Origin of the sequence: Micromonospora sicca, from assembly GCF_003172935.1 — a bacterium.
GTDB classification, from domain to species: Bacteria; Actinomycetota; Actinomycetes; order Mycobacteriales; family Micromonosporaceae; genus Micromonospora; species Micromonospora sicca.
On record NZ_QGKS01000485.1, the window covers coordinates 1 to 13,961 of the forward strand.

Genomic DNA, 13,961 nt, shown 5'->3' on the forward strand with positions numbered 1-13,961 from the left:
GGCCTGCGGCGGCGGGGCAGGCCGAGTGGTCCGGATCGGTGGTGCGGTGGACGGTCGGCTGCCGGGCGAGCGGCCGTACGCGGGAACGGGCGGGTGGATCGGCGGCGCGGTCGTGGCCGGCGCACCACTCCGGAGCGGTTCCGGGGCGGCCGGGAACTGCGGGGTGTCCACGGTGTCCTGCGGTTCCGGGACGACGCGCGGAGACGGACCGTCGAGCGGCGACGGTGCCGTGACCGGTTGGTCTCCGGTCCCGTCGCCCGGGGCGCCGCCGACGGAGAGCGGACGGGGCTGCTTCGGCGCGGACGGGCCGGGGAGCAGGGCGCCCGCGGCCATGGGGAGGTAGCTCAGCGAGGCGACTGCGACCAGCATGCCCGCGCGTCGGATCCGCCGGCGACGGTTGCCGGTGACGTCGACGAACACCGGTTGACCGGGTCGGGACAGGACGATCGGCGGTGTGCGCTGTGGGCGATCGGGCAACCTATCGAACGACATGTCAAGAGCCACCGGTCGTGGTTATGAGGAGCTTGTCCGGGTATGTCCTGATCCCAGACACAGGTGCTCGGCGAATGTCTCACCATTCGCATATCCGGAAAGATACCCCAGAGAGCACCAGACAGGACGACAAGGCGTTGAGTAATGAAACAGGATGAAGAGCGACAAGGGTTCGCCACGTCGGGATCTCAGGCGGATACCGACAGGCCGCGGCCGTGCGTCGCTCTCGCGGTGACGATCTCGGCGGCCCGATGTTCCCGCCAGCGCCGCTGGGCCTCCCGGTTGCACAGCCGGCACACCCGGCGGTAGCGCCCCGTCGCCTCGTCGATCTCCCGCTCGTGACCGTTGCGGCACCGCGGTTCCTGCCGCCGGCCCCGGCAGCTCTCCGCCCGGGTGGCCTGACGCAGGTGGGTGGGCTCGATGCAGTCCAGGCTGGCGCAGCGGTGGTCGACGTCCAGCGCCGGGTCGTAGCCGCCGACGAAGACCACGTACGCGGCGATGTGCGCCCACGCCCGGCCGGCGACCTTCTGGTGGACACCGCGGCGGGCGCCGTACCCGCGCACGATCAGGCAGCCGTCGTCGCGGCGTACCGAGCGGTCGACCAGGTGGGAGCGCAGGCTCTCCTCGGTGAAATGCCGGGACAGGCCGGGCACCCTCGACAGCATCGCGTCACTGTACGCGGCCTGCCGTCCGCCGCCCGGGTTCAGCCGCCCGCGGGGAGCCGCAGAGCGGGACCGGTCGAGTCGCGTACGACCAGGGTGTGGCCGGTGGGGCGACGGCGGGGGCGCACCGAGCGGGGTTTGAGGGCGAGGGTGAGCGCCATCCGGCCCATGTCGGTCATCGGCAGTCGTACGGTCGTCAGGCTCGGCGCGAGGTCGGCGGCCACGGACACGTCGTCGAAGCCGACGACGGAGATCCGGTCGGGTACGGGGATGCGGTGGGCTCGCAGCGTCGACAGCACCCCGATGGCCATCGCGTCGTTGAGCGCGATGATCGCGGTGGTCTCGGGGTGGTCGCGCAGGATCTGCTCGGCGGCCACTCGGCCGCCGTCGCGGGTGAAATCGCAGTGGACGACGGGGAGGCCGTCGAGGGAGAGGTCGCGCTGGCGCAGCGCGGCGGACACCCCGGCGAGCCGGTCGGCCACTGTGGTGAGTCCCGCGGTGCCCGCGGCGACTGCGATCCGCCGGTGGCCGAGCTCCAGCAGATGCGTGGCGAGCGCGCGTCCGCCGGCCTCGTTGTCCGGCATCACCGCGTCGACCCCGAGCGAGTGCCGTCCGATGACGGCGACCCGCCCCCCGAGCTTCTGGAAGGCCGACAGTTCGGTCCGCGCCTCGGCCTCGATGCGCGGGTCGTCGTAGCCGGAGCCGGCGATCAGGATGATCCCCACCCGCTGCGCGATGAGGTGCCGGAGCTGGCGGAGCTCGTAGTCGGGGTCGCGGCCGGAGTGCGAGATCTGGACGAGCAGGCCCTCCTCGGCGGCGACCTCGATGACGCCGCTGGCGATCTCCGAGAAGTACGGGTCGTCGACCTGGTGGACGATCAGGCCCACCGTGGAGCTGGCGCCGCCGGCGAGGGTGCGGGCGTAGGGGTTGGCGACGTATCCGAGTTCCCGGGAGATCTGCCGGACGCGGCGGGCGACCTCTTCGCTGACACCGTCGCGGCCGGACAGGGCTCGGGAGGCGGTGGCCAGCGACACGCCGGCACGCTCGGCCACGTCGATGAGGCGCAGCCGGGGACCGGGCTTGGGCATCCGCAACTCCTAGGGGACATCGATCCGCACCGCGCTCTTGCCTGTGGCGCAAGGCACAGCATAGGCTACGAAAGCGCTTACGTAAGCGCTTACGTACTCGTGGTGAAGCAGCTGCCCGGCCGGCACTCGCCGACCTGACCTCGGCCGTCCGCCGGTGTGGACAGCCATCCGTCCTGTCCAGACGTGATCCCAACTCCAGCGGCACGAACCCGGTTCGCACGCCGCACGCCAGCGCTTCCGAAAGTGCCCGCCACCGCGCACCGACGAAGGGAACACCTCCCATGAGAAGACCGAGACGGCTCGCCGTCGCCACCGCCGCCCTGCTGGCGGCCGGCCTGACGGCGGCCGCCGGGGCGAGTCCCGCCCAGGCGGACCGGGACCGCCCGCACGACGTCCACCCGGCCCTGCGCTCGCACCTGGTCGCCTTCTACGACTTCGACCACCCCGTGGAGGGCGACGTCGCGCTCGAGCGCGACCAGGGCCGCTCCGGCACCGAGATCGAGCTGATCAACGGTGGCTCGGCCATGCGGGTGCCCGACCAGGCGTACAAGGGCAGCGGCAACGCGTTGCAGACCCGGCAGGTCAACCCCGAGGTGACCGGCAACGACGACTGGAAGGCCGGGACCTGGTCGGCCAGCGGCGTACGGACGCTGCGCGCGTTCAGCGGCGCCGAGGGTACGACCGTGATGGGCTGGTTCAAGCGGGAGATGGACGGCCCGGCGCTCAACTCCACCACCGCCAACCCCACCGACCGGTTCAACGCCATCGGGTTGGCCGGCGTGCTGACCGGCGACTCCGACGGCCACGGCGTGCGGGCCCTGCTCGAGCTCATCGACGTCAACGGCGAGCTGCGACTGGTCGCCCTCGGCCGGCGCCTCGACGGCGGCAACTCGCAGACGTTCGCCGCGAGCGAGGACTGGCGGACCCTGCTGCCCAAGGGCGAGTGGGTGCACCTCGCCGCCACCTACGACTTCACCACCGGCACCATGGCGCTCTACCGCAACGGTGAGCCGGTCGACGGCTTCTACACGCGCAACGACGACCCGTGGCAGGTGTCGGGGCCCGGCCCGCACGTCACCACCGCCTCCGACCCGCGCGGCATCAAGATCGGCGGGAGCTTCCCGCAGAACACGCTGGAGCGGAACCCGTGCGACTGCCGCATGGACGCCCTCATGTTCCTCGACAGCGTGATCCCGGCGGGCGACATCGCCAAGCAGTACCGCTACATGGCCCGCTGACCATCCTCGGCACCGTCCCACCGAGAAGGAGAACCCGCGTGTTCATTCGCGCTGGCAGCACCGGCAGGCTCCGTAGAGCCGCGCTGACGGCCGGAGTCACTGCCGCCACCCTCGTCCTGTCCACCCTGGTCGCGGCGCCCGCCCGGGCCGCCGGGGCGATCTACGACCCGATTCCCGAGATGCCGACCCAGTCCCGGCTGGGCCTGGTCCTGCAGGGGTACGCCAGCTTCCCGCAGTCGTCGCCCAACCCGGCCCCGGTCGACCAGCGGCTGATGCGGAAGGCCCGGATCAACACCATCACCGAACTGCCCGACGGCTCCGGTCGCCGCGCGGTACCGGACCTCAACGGCAACCTCTACCTCGTCGAGAACGGCGTGCCGCACGTCTACCTGGACGTGGCCGCGACGTTCGCGCCGCAGTTCTTCTCCGGCCGCGGTCTCGGCCAAGGCTTCGGGTACGTCGCGTTCCACCCGGACTTCGGCCGCAACGGCCGGTTCTACACCATCCACACCGAGCAGGCGTCCCTCGCCACGAGGACCCCGGACTACGCCCAGCCGAACACCATCTACCAGGGCGTCATCACCGAGTGGACGGCGATCGACCCGGCCGCGGACACCTTCTCCGGCACTCACCGGGAGGTCCTGCGCATCGGGTTCGGCGGCCAGATCCACGGCATCCAGGAGATCAACTTCGACCCGACCGCGAAGCCGCACGAGAGCGACTACGGGCTGCTGTACCTGGCGGTCGGCGACGGCGGGCAGGGCGCGCGCAACACCGACCCGCAGAACATGGGCATGCCGTACGGCAAGCTGCTGCGTATCGACCCGCAGGGCAGCAACTCGCCCAACGGCCGGTACGGCATCCCGGCGGCCAACCCGTTCGTGGGGCAGGCCGGCGCGCTCGGCGAGATCTACGCCGTCGGCTTCCGCGACCCGCACCGGTTCAGCTGGGACCGGGCCACCGGCCGGATGTACCTGGGCCACATCGGCGAGCACGCCGTCGAGTCGATCTACGAGGTCCGGGCCGGCGACAACTTCGGCTGGAGCGAGCGTGAGGGCTCGTTCGTCTTCGACAAGACGGCCACGAACCCCTGCGACAAGCTCTACCCGCTGCCCGCCGACGACGAGAAGTACGGCTACACCTACCCGGTGGCCGCGTACGACCACGATCCCGCGCCCGGGTGGAACTGCACCTCGGACGTCGGTGTCGCGGTGGCCGGCGGGTTCGTCTACCGCGGGCACGAGCTGCCGGCCCTGCAGGGCAAGTACGTCTTCGGTGACCTCGTCGACGGCCGCATCCTCTACACCGAGGCGCACGAGATGCGCCGCGGTCAGGGGCTCGCCACGATCCACCGGCTGGCCCTGTTCACCGCGGCGGGTGCGCCGGTCCGGATGCAGGACCTCTCCGCGCCCGGCGCGCCGGGCGACCCCAACCGGGTCGACCTGCGCTTCGGCACCGACGCGGCGGGCGAGCTCTACATCCTCGCCAAGGCCAACGGGAAGATCTGGAAGGTGGTCGGCACCAGGACGGTGGCGGACGGCGACGTCGGCGACACCAAGCTGGTCCACACCGGCGGTGCGGAGAACTGGGCGCCGGTGACGCCGTCGAAGTGGCAGTTCGACGGCGACGAGGTGATCCTCGCCGAGGCCGGCGCCAGCCGGCCGGGTCCGCGCCGGCCGTTCGAGTACGCCGTGCTGACCGCCGGGCCGGTCTGGTCGTCGGTCGAGATCGAGGCCCGGGTCCGGCTCGACACGCCGGTGGAGGTCACCAACCGGGACGTCATCATCGTCTTCGGTTGGCAGTCGGACACGCAGTTCTACTACGCCCACCTGTCGACCGACAACACGATCTACCCGCACAACGGCATCTTCAAGGTGAACAACGCCGACCGGGAACGCATCGAGGTCCAGTGGAACGGGCGGTCGCGCGGGGCGAACCCGGCGATCACCGACGCCGACTGGCACAAGGTGCGGGTCGTGCACCTGCCGGCCACCGGGGAGATCGCGGTGTACGTCGACGGGAGCAACGATCCGCTGATGACCGCGAAGGACACCACGTTCGGCTCGGGTCGGGTGGGCTTCGGCTCCTTCGACAACGTCGGCCGCCTGCGTCACCTCACGGTGCAGGGGACGCCGGCCTGAACCACCCGGTGGGGGACGGCGCCGGCCAGGCGTCGTCCCCCACCGCCGTGTCGGAAGCCGCCCGGGTCCCCGAGAGCGGTTCCCCGACAGGGGCGGGCCGTCAGCTGCCGCCGAGGCGCTGTGCCATGACGCTGCCGGCCTCGATCAGCCAGGTCGTCGGATCGCCCAACGCGGCCGCCACCGATCCGGCCAGGTCGACGAGTGCGACAGCCTGGGCGACGGAGCCGGGCACCGGGCCGGTCACCTGGCCGGCGGCCACGCCGACCGGCACCCCGGCCGCGTCGGCCTGGTCCAGCAGCGAGCCCACGACCTTGCCGGTCAGTGAGGTCCGGTCGAAGTGCCCCTCGCCGGTGATGACGACATCGGCGCGGGCGAGGGCGTCCGCCAGTCCGACCAGGGCGGCGATCGTCCGGGCCCCCGGCATGATCCGGGCACCCCAGAGGGTGGCCAGGCCGTAGGAGGTGCCGCCGGCCGCGCCGGCGCCCGGCTGGTCGGGGTCGCCGCCGGTCAGCTCGGCGAACCGGAGCAGGGCCCGGTCCAGCAGCCCGATGTCGGTCGGCCGTGCGCCCTTCTGCGGGCCGTACGTGGCCGCGGCCCCGGTCGGCCCGGCCAGCGGCGCCGTCACGTCGACCAACAGTTGCGTCCCGCCGGGCGGCGGCGGGAGCAGGCCGCCGGTGTCGACGCGGGCCAGGTTGACCAGCGCCCCGCCGCCGAGCGGCAGGTCCCGGCCCCACGCGTCGCGCAGTCGCAGGCCCAGGGCACGCAGGGCGCCCGTCCCGGCGTCGGTCGACGCCGAGCCGCCGAGCCCGATGACGAGACGGCTGGCACCGGCGGCGAGGGCCGCGCGCGCGACCGCGCCGAGCCCGTACGTGTGCGCGCCCAGCGGATCCGGGGGGCGCAGCAGCGGCAGCCCGCTGGACTGGGCGAGTTCGAGCACGGCCGTCCCGTCGGGCAGCAGCAGCCACCCGGCGGCGACGGGCCGGCCGTCCGGGCCGGGCACGGTCACCGTCCTGCGTTCGCCGTCGGGCCGGGCGGCGGCGAACGCGTCGACGGTTCCCTCGCCGCCGTCGGCGAGGGGGAGCAGGCGTACCTCGTCGCCCGGCCGCCGGGCGAGCCAGCCCCGCGCCAGCGCGCGGGCGGCGTCGTCGGCGGCCAGGCTGCCCTTGAACGAGTCGGGCGCGACGAGGACGCGCATCAGTCCGCGAGGACGAGCTGGAGGTACCGGTCCTTCATCGTGGCCAGCACCTGGTCCGGGTCGGTGGCCCACACCTCGGCGTTGAAGATCTCCACCTCGGTGTCGCCGCAGTAGCCGGCCTCGGCGACCGCGCGGGTGAACGGCGGGAAGTCGATGTGCCCGTCGCCCATCATGCCCCGGCCGAGCAGCACGTCGGCCGGGAGCGGGGTGAGGAAGTCGCACACCTGGTAGCTGGCGATCCGCTCACCCGCCCGCTCGATCTGCCGCCACACGTCGGGGTCCCACCAGATGTGGAACGTGTCGACGACGACCCCGACCTGGTCGACCGGGAACTGCTCGGCGAGGTCGAGCGCCTGCCCCAGGGTCGACAGGACCGCCCGGTCGGCGCAGTACATGGGGTGCAGCGGTTCCAGGGCCAGCCGTACGCCGCGCTCCCCGGCGTACGGGGCCAGCTCAGCCAGCGCGTCGGCGACCCGCTGACGGGCGCCGCGCAGGTCGCGGGAGCCGGCCGGCAGGCCGCCGACCACCATGACGAGGCAGTCCGTGCCCAGGCCGGCCGCCTCGTCGACGGCGCGCCGGTTGTCGTCCAACGCCGCGCGGCCGGCCTCGCCGGTGGCGGTGAGGAACCCGCCGCGGCACAGCGAGGACACCCGCATCCCGGCGTCGGCGACGATCTTCGCGGCCCGGGCGACGCCGATCTCGGCCACCGGTTCGCGCCACAGCCCGATCGCCGGGATGCCGGCGCGGACGCAGCCCTCGACGGCCTCGCGTACCGACCACGACTTCGTGGTGCGCTGGTTGAGCGAGAGGTGCGCCAGGCGGGGGTCGACCGCCGGCGGCGCGGCGGTCACGCGGTCACCCCGGCGACCGACAGGTACCGGCGCATCCGCTCGACCGCCAGGTCGGGGTCGAGCAGCAGGCCGGCGGCGTCGGCGAGGCGGAACGCCTGCACCAGGTGCGGCACGCTGCGGCCGCTGTGCAGCCCGCCGACCATGGTGAACCCGGGCTGGAAGCCGTTGAGCCAGGACAGGAACGCGATGCCGGTCTTGTAGTACTGCGTCGGCGGGGCGAAGACGTGCCGCGACAGCGGCACGGTGGGGTCCAGGATCTCCCGGAAGCCCGCCCGGTCGCCGGCGTCGAGGCGCTGCAGCGCCGCCGACGCGGCCGGCGCGACCGCCGCGAACGCGCCGAGCAGCGCGTGGCTGAACCGCCGGTCGTCGCCCGCGATCAGCTCCGGATAGTGGTAGTCGTCGCCGGTGTAGACGCGGACGGCCGCCGGCAGCAGCTCGCGCAGCCGGACCTCGCGGTCGGCGTCGAGCAGCGACACCTTGACGCCGTCGACGACGTCGGCGTGGGTCTGCACCAGCGACACGAAGGTCTTGGTCGCCGCGTCGAGGTCGGCCGAGCCCCAGTACCCGGCGAGCGCTGGGTCGAACATGTCGCCGAGCCAGTGCAGCACCACGGGCGCCGTGGTCTGCGACAGCACCTGATCGTAGACGCGCAGGTAGTCGTCCGCGCCGGTGGCCAGGGCGGCGAGCTGCCGGCTGGCCATGACGACCGTGGTCGCGCCGCACTCCTGCACGAAGGCGACCTGCTCGGTGTACGCGGCGACCACCTCGTCCAGGCTGCGCGGCACGCCGGTCAGCTGGTCGGTGGCCGCCCCGGCGACGATCCGCCCGCCGCACGCGGCGGCCTCGGCGGCGCTGCGCCGGATCAGCTCCCGGGTGGCCGCCCAGTCGAGCCCCATCCCGCGCTGCGCGGTGTCCATCGCCTCGGCGACGCCGAGCCCCCACGACCAGAGGTTGCGCCGTACGCCGAGGGTGGCGTCCCAGTCCAGCCGGGCGGGCCGGCCGGGGGCGTTGTCGGCGTACGGGTCGGCGACGACGTGCGCGGCCGCGTACGCGATCCGGCTGCTCGCCGGCGCCGCGGGCCGCTGCCAACCGGCGGGCTCGCGCAGCGTCAGCCGCTCGGTGGCGCCGTCCGCGCCGGGCAGGGAGATGCTGGCGGTCACAGGCCGATCTCCTCGATCTCGACCCGCCGTCCCTCCCGGGCCGAGCGGAGGCCGGCCTCGGCGAGCTGCACGCCGCGGACGCCGGCGAGGAAGTTCCACGGGAACGGCTCGTCCTCGACGACGTGCCGCAGGAACGCCTCCCACTGCACCTTGAAGCCGTTGTCGAAGTCCTCGTTGTCGGGGACGGTCTGCCACTGGGACCGGAAGTCCTCGGTGGCCGGCAGGTCCGGGTTCCACACCGGCATCGGCGTGGCGCCGCGGTGCTGGATGCGGCAGTCGCGCAGGCCGGCGACCGCGCTGCCGTGGGTGCCGTCGACCTGGAACTCGACCAGCTCGTCCCGGTACACCCGCACCGCCCAGGAGGAGTTGATCTGCGCGGTGATGCCACCGGCCAGCTCGAAGATGCCGTACGCGGCGTCGTCGGCGGTCGCCCGGTAGGTCTGGCCGTTCTCGTCGACGCGCTCGGGGATGTGGGTGGCGATGTGCGCGGTCACGGCGGTCACCGGGGCGAAGATCTGCTCCAGCACGTAGTGCCAGTGCGGGAACATGTCGACGACGATGCCGCCGCCGTCCTCGGTCCGGTAGTTCCAGCTCGGCCGCTGGGCGGTCTGCCAGTCACCCTCGAACACCCAGTAGCCGAACTCGCCGCGTACCGACAGGATCCGGCCGAAGAACCCGCTGTCCACCAGCCGCTTGAGCTTGCGCAGCCCGGGGAGGAACAGCTTGTCCTGCACGACGCCGTTCTTGACGCCCTTCGCGGCGGCGAGCCGGGCGAGTTCCAGCGAACCGGTCAGCCCTTCGGCGAGGGGCTTCTCGGTGTAGATGTGCTTGCCGGCCTCGATGGCCGCCCGGATGGCCTTCTCCCGCTGCCCGGTGACCTGGGCGTCGAAGTAGATCTGGTGGGACTCGTCGGCGAGCGCGGCGTCCAGGTCCGTCGTGTACGAGGTCAGCCCGTGCCGGGCGGCGATCTCGGCGAGCCGGGCCTCGTTGCGGCCCACCAGGGTCAGCTCGGGCCAGATGCGGCTGCCGTCGCGGGCGGGCAGGCCGCCCTGCTCGCGGATGGCGAGCAGGGACCGGACGAGGTGCTGCCGGTATCCCATCCGTCCGGTCACGCCGTTGAGGATGATCCCGATAGACGTGCGCTCCACGTGTGTGTCCTTCCAGGTCCGGTGGTTATTCGGCGGTCGTCGTCGCTCCGAGCAGATCCCGGATGCGGCCCGTGGCGCGGGCGAACTCCGGCGCGGCCATGGTCTGCCCGTAGTCCCGCTCGACCGGCAGGTCGACGTTGATGACCTCGGCGACGGTGCCGGGGCGAGGGGTCATGACGATCACCCGGTCGGCCAGGTAGACGGCCTCCGCGATGGAGTGGGTGACCAGCAGCACGGTCGTGCCGGTCTCCCGCCAGATCCGGCGCAGCTCGACGTTCATCTGCTCGCGAGTGAGCGCGTCGAGCGCGCCGAACGGCTCGTCCATGAGCAGCACCGGGGGGCGGTGCAGCAGCGCGCGGCACAGGGCCACCCGCTGCTGCATCCCGCCGGACAGCTCGTTCGGGTACGCGTCCTCGAAGCCGGTCAGGCCGGTCATCGCGATCAGTTCCTCGACGCGCTGTCGTGCCTGGGTCTTCGGCATCCGGCGCATCTCGGCCTGGATCAGGATGTTGCGCCGCGCCGTGCGCCACTCCAGCAGGGCGGCCCGCTGGAAGACGTACCCGATGTCGCGCCGCGGCCCCCGGACCTCCTCGCCGTGCAGCCGCACCTGGCCGGACGAGGGCCGCAGCAGGCCGGACACCAGCTTCAGCAGGGTCGACTTGCCGCAGCCGGAGGCGCCGACGATCGAGACGAACTCGCCCGGTTCGATGCGCAGCGAGACGTCGGTGAGCGCCGTGACGTCCTTCTTCTTGGTGTGGAAGCGGACGGCGACCTGGTCGATGTCGACCGCGGCGCCGGTCGCCGTGGCGTCCGTGGGCCGCTGCATGGCGGTGTTTCCGACCGTCATCGAGGTCATCCCTTCGGCGCGAAGCTCGCGTCCCAGTAGGTCGCCGGCGACTCCGCCTTGGTGATGACACCGGCGTCGGCGAAGACGCCGATGGTCTTGTTCCAGTCGGACTCGTCGTTGACGCCCGGGGCCTGGCCCTTGGTGGCGTCGGTGTGCAGCAGCTGGAGCGTGGCGTTGAACTGGTCGGTGAGGACCTTCGTCGAGGGAAGCTGCTGCGAGGCGCCCTGCATGGCCTCCACCGCGCCGCTCGGGTTGCCCTGGGCGGCGGACCAGGCCTCGCTGCTGGCCGCGACCATCCGCTTGACCAGGTCCTTCTTGCCGTTGATCGTGTCGCCCGAGGCGAGCAGGCCGTTGCTGTAGAAGGTCAGGCCGTGCTCGGCGAACTTGAGGTAGGAGACCGGCTTGCCGGCCTTTTCCTGCATCGTCGGCCCCTGGTCGGTGGCGAAGCCGAGCAGCGCGTCGGTCTTGCCCGACATGACGGCGGCCATCTTCCCGGCGGGGTCGGTGTTCTGCAGGGTGACGTCGGTCGGGCTCATGCCGTTGGCCTTGAGGAAGGCCGGGAAGGTCTTGCTCAGCGCGTCGCCGGCGGTGGATGCGATGGTCTTGCCCTTGAGGTCGGCGGGCGAGCTGATGTTCTTGTCGCTGAAGAACTGCACCGACGACGGGGTCGTCTGGAGGAACACCCCGACGCTCTTGACGTTCATCCCCTGGCTCACGGCGGACAGCAGTGCGGGCGTGTCGGCCCAGCCGAAGTCGGTCTGACCGGCGGCGGTGGCCTGGACGGTCTTCTGCGAGCCCTGGCCGGCCTGGATGGTCAGGTCGATGCCGTGCTTGGCGAAAATGCCCTGCTTCTTGCCGAAGTAGAACGGCGCGTGTTCACCGTAGGGGTACCAGTTGAGAGTCAGGGTGACCTTGTCGAGGCCCTGGGCGTTCTTGGCCTGCTCGCCCGAGTCCGAGCCGCAGCCGGCGGCGACCAGCAACAGCGCCGGCATGAGCGCGGCGGCGAGGGTGCGCAACTTCATGCGAGGTTTCTCCTATTCAGAGCGACGTCGTAACGGCGTCGGTACGGCGGCTTGCGTGCCAGGGAAGGACGAAGTACTCGAGCAGTTCCACGACCACGAACAGGACCACGCCGAGCAGCGACATGATGAGCAGCCCGGCGAAGAGCATGGGGGTGTCGAGGTTGCCGTTGGCCTGGAGGATGACGTAGCCGAGGCCCTCGTTGGCGCCGACGAACTCGCCCACCACCGCGCCGGTGACGGCCATCGTCGCGGCGACCTTGAGGCCGGCGAACAGGTGCGGCAGCGCGGCGGGGAACCGGATCTTCCGGAAGGTCTGGGCGGGACCCGCGCCCATCGTGGCCGACAGTTGCAGCATCTCGGGGTCGATCGACTTCAGGCCGGTGACCGTCGAGATGACGATGGGGAAGAAGGCCATCAGGACCGCGACGACGATCTTCGGCGTGAGCCCGAAGCCCAGCCAGACGATGAACAGCGGCGCGATGGCGATCTTCGGGATGACCTGCGCGAACAGCAGAAGGGGGTAGAGACTCTTCTCGATCGTGGGGGAGTACACCATGACGACGGCGGACAGCACACCGACCGCGATCGCGATCGCGAAGCCCAGCACCGTCTCATAGCTGGTGATCCAGGTGTGGTGCGCGAAGTAGCCCGACTGGGCCAGGACGACGTCCAGCGTCCTGCCGGGCGAGGGAACCAGGTACGGCTTGACGAGGTTCGCGGCGGTCACCGCCCACCAGACGACGAAGATCGCCACGAGGACGGCGGCCGGGCGCCAGGTCTTGCGGACGAACCGGGCCACGGTCGTCCCCGCCCCGGCCGGGCGGCGCGCGGTCGACGTGGGACCGCTGGGGGAAGCCGGCCGCTCCCGTTGCTCGATGGTGCTCTGCGCGGCCATGACCCTCCGTTCTCCCTGGCTGGCCGGCGATCCCGGGTTCACAGCCGCTGGGTAGGCGCGTGCCGTCGGCGAGCCGGGGAGGGGGATCCGCCCGGCCCTGAATGCGCTTTCAGTAAGCGCTTTCAGGCTGCTACGGTAACCACGCCGAAATAATCCGGTCAAGAACTTCCGCAGGGGAGACTCGATGCAGCCACGGACGCACGTGACGTTGGAGGACGTGGCCAGAGCCGCCGACGTCTCGCTCGCCACGGCCTCCCGGGCACTCAACGGCACCCGGGTGACCCCGCACCTGCGCGACCGGGTGCTGGCGGCGGCCGAGCAGCTGGCGTACACGCCGAACGCGCACGCCCGGGCCCTCGCCGGCGCCTCCCACCGCACCGTCGGCGTCATCTGCCACGACGTCAGCGACCCCTACTTCGCCGCCGTGGCCGGCGGGGTCATGCGGGTCGCCGGGGACAACGACCTGCTGGTGATGCTGGCCAGCACGTTCCGCGACCCGGAACGCGAGATCGCATACGTGTCGATGCTGCGCGCCGAGCGGGCCCCCGCCATCCTGCTCATCGGTTCCGGCTTCGAGGACCCCCGGTGGGAACGGGCCCTCGAAGCCGAGCTGAAGCCCTACCTCGACGGCGGAGGCCGCGTCGCGGTGGTCAGCAGGCACCGCAGCCTGCGCGTCGACAGCGTCCTGCCGGAGAACCGGGCCGGGGCCGCCGCCATGGCCCGCGCGCTGCTCGAACTGGGACACCGCCGGTTCGCGGTCCTCACCGGCCCCCCGATGCTGACCACGGTCGCCGACCGGCTCGGCGGGTTCCGCGACGAGCTCAAGAAGGCCGGCGTGACCCTGGCCGTCACCGACATCGTCGAGGGCCCCTTCACCCGCGACGGCGGCTACGGCGCGATGAGCGAGCTGCTGGCCCGCGGGCTGGAGGCCACCTGCGTGTTCGCGCTGACCGACGTGATGGCCATCGGCGCCTGCGCCGCCCTGCGCGACCACGGCCTGTCCGTGCCGAACGACGTGTCCGTCGCCGGTTTCGACGACATCCCCGCCGTCCGCGACCTCACCCCGCCGCTGACTACGGTGGCGCTACCGCTGCAGCAGCTCGGCGAGAAGGCGATGGAACTCGCGCTCACCGAGAACACCGGGCGGCGCCGCCGGATCCACCGGATGGGCGGCGAGGTGGTCATCCGAGCCAGCACCGCCAAGCTCACCTGACGACGACCT

The 13,961-nt window shown here is 72.1% G+C and carries 12 protein-coding genes and 1 pseudogene; 3 read left to right on the forward strand and 10 right to left on the reverse strand.

Annotation, left to right across the window (positions count from 1 at the left end; translation table 11 throughout):
- The 3 genes and pseudogenes from DKT69_RS40455 to DKT69_RS35010 all read right to left on the reverse strand — a co-directional run.
- Positions 1 to 420 (reverse strand): annotated as a pseudogene (locus DKT69_RS40455) (hypothetical protein); the annotation flags it as partial.
- A 260-nt stretch (positions 421 to 680) separates the two neighbouring features.
- Entirely contained in the window at positions 681 to 1,157 is a 477-nt protein-coding gene (locus DKT69_RS35005) for an HNH endonuclease (protein ID WP_109805655.1), read from the reverse strand.
- Between the two features lie 38 nt (positions 1,158 to 1,195).
- The gene (locus DKT69_RS35010; RefSeq protein ID WP_109805656.1) at positions 1,196 to 2,242 is read right to left on the reverse strand and encodes a LacI family DNA-binding transcriptional regulator; all 1,047 of its coding nucleotides are present in this window, start codon (positions 2,240 to 2,242) and stop codon (positions 1,196 to 1,198) included.
- A 281-nt stretch (positions 2,243 to 2,523) separates the two neighbouring features.
- Between DKT69_RS35010 and DKT69_RS35015 the strand changes: the two genes are divergently transcribed.
- Both DKT69_RS35015 and DKT69_RS35020 read left to right on the forward strand, forming a co-directional pair.
- Positions 2,524 to 3,480 (forward strand): LamG-like jellyroll fold domain-containing protein, encoded by a 957-nt coding sequence (locus DKT69_RS35015; RefSeq protein ID WP_109805657.1) that lies wholly within the window; start codon positions 2,524 to 2,526, stop codon positions 3,478 to 3,480.
- Positions 3,481 to 3,518: 38 nt separating this feature from the next.
- A complete protein-coding gene (locus DKT69_RS35020) occupies positions 3,519 to 5,621 on the forward strand; it encodes a PQQ-dependent sugar dehydrogenase (RefSeq protein WP_236648581.1) in 2,103 nt (700 codons plus the stop codon).
- Between the two features lie 100 nt (positions 5,622 to 5,721).
- Here the strand turns inward: DKT69_RS35020 and DKT69_RS35025 are convergent, their stop codons facing one another.
- Genes DKT69_RS35025 through DKT69_RS35055 form a run of 7 tightly spaced genes read right to left on the reverse strand, consistent with a single transcriptional unit; the run spans position 5,722 to position 12,739 of the window.
- Positions 5,722 to 6,816, reverse strand: a complete 1,095-nt coding sequence (locus DKT69_RS35025) for a glycerate kinase (protein WP_109805658.1) — start codon at positions 6,814 to 6,816, stop codon at positions 5,722 to 5,724.
- Positions 6,816 to 7,667: a sugar phosphate isomerase/epimerase family protein gene (locus tag DKT69_RS35030; RefSeq protein WP_109805659.1), complete on the reverse strand. Its 852-nt coding sequence runs from the start codon at positions 7,665 to 7,667 to the stop codon at positions 6,816 to 6,818. The genes DKT69_RS35025 and DKT69_RS35030 overlap by 1 nt, the downstream gene beginning before the upstream one ends.
- A complete protein-coding gene (locus tag DKT69_RS35035) occupies positions 7,664 to 8,827 on the reverse strand; it encodes a dihydrodipicolinate synthase family protein (RefSeq protein WP_109805660.1) in 1,164 nt (387 codons plus the stop codon). Before DKT69_RS35035 ends, DKT69_RS35030 begins: the two co-directional genes overlap by 4 nt.
- Positions 8,824 to 9,975, reverse strand: coding sequence for a Gfo/Idh/MocA family protein (locus tag DKT69_RS35040; protein ID WP_109805661.1), 1,152 nt, complete (start codon positions 9,973 to 9,975; stop codon positions 8,824 to 8,826). The genes DKT69_RS35035 and DKT69_RS35040 overlap by 4 nt, the downstream gene beginning before the upstream one ends.
- A gap of 25 nt (positions 9,976 to 10,000) precedes the next feature.
- Positions 10,001 to 10,822: an ABC transporter ATP-binding protein gene (locus DKT69_RS35045; RefSeq protein WP_236648587.1), complete on the reverse strand. Its 822-nt coding sequence runs from the start codon at positions 10,820 to 10,822 to the stop codon at positions 10,001 to 10,003.
- 5 nt (positions 10,823 to 10,827) lie between these two features.
- Positions 10,828 to 11,844, reverse strand: coding sequence for an ABC transporter substrate-binding protein (locus DKT69_RS35050; protein WP_109805663.1), 1,017 nt, complete (start codon positions 11,842 to 11,844; stop codon positions 10,828 to 10,830).
- A gap of 16 nt (positions 11,845 to 11,860) precedes the next feature.
- Complete coding sequence (locus tag DKT69_RS35055; protein WP_109805664.1) at positions 11,861 to 12,739, reverse strand: ABC transporter permease; 879 nt, start codon at positions 12,737 to 12,739, stop codon at positions 11,861 to 11,863.
- A gap of 184 nt (positions 12,740 to 12,923) precedes the next feature.
- Between DKT69_RS35055 and DKT69_RS35060 the strand changes: the two genes are divergently transcribed.
- Complete coding sequence (locus DKT69_RS35060) at positions 12,924 to 13,952, forward strand: LacI family DNA-binding transcriptional regulator (RefSeq protein ID WP_109805665.1); 1,029 nt, start codon at positions 12,924 to 12,926, stop codon at positions 13,950 to 13,952.
- Positions 13,953 to 13,961 lie beyond the last annotated feature (9 nt).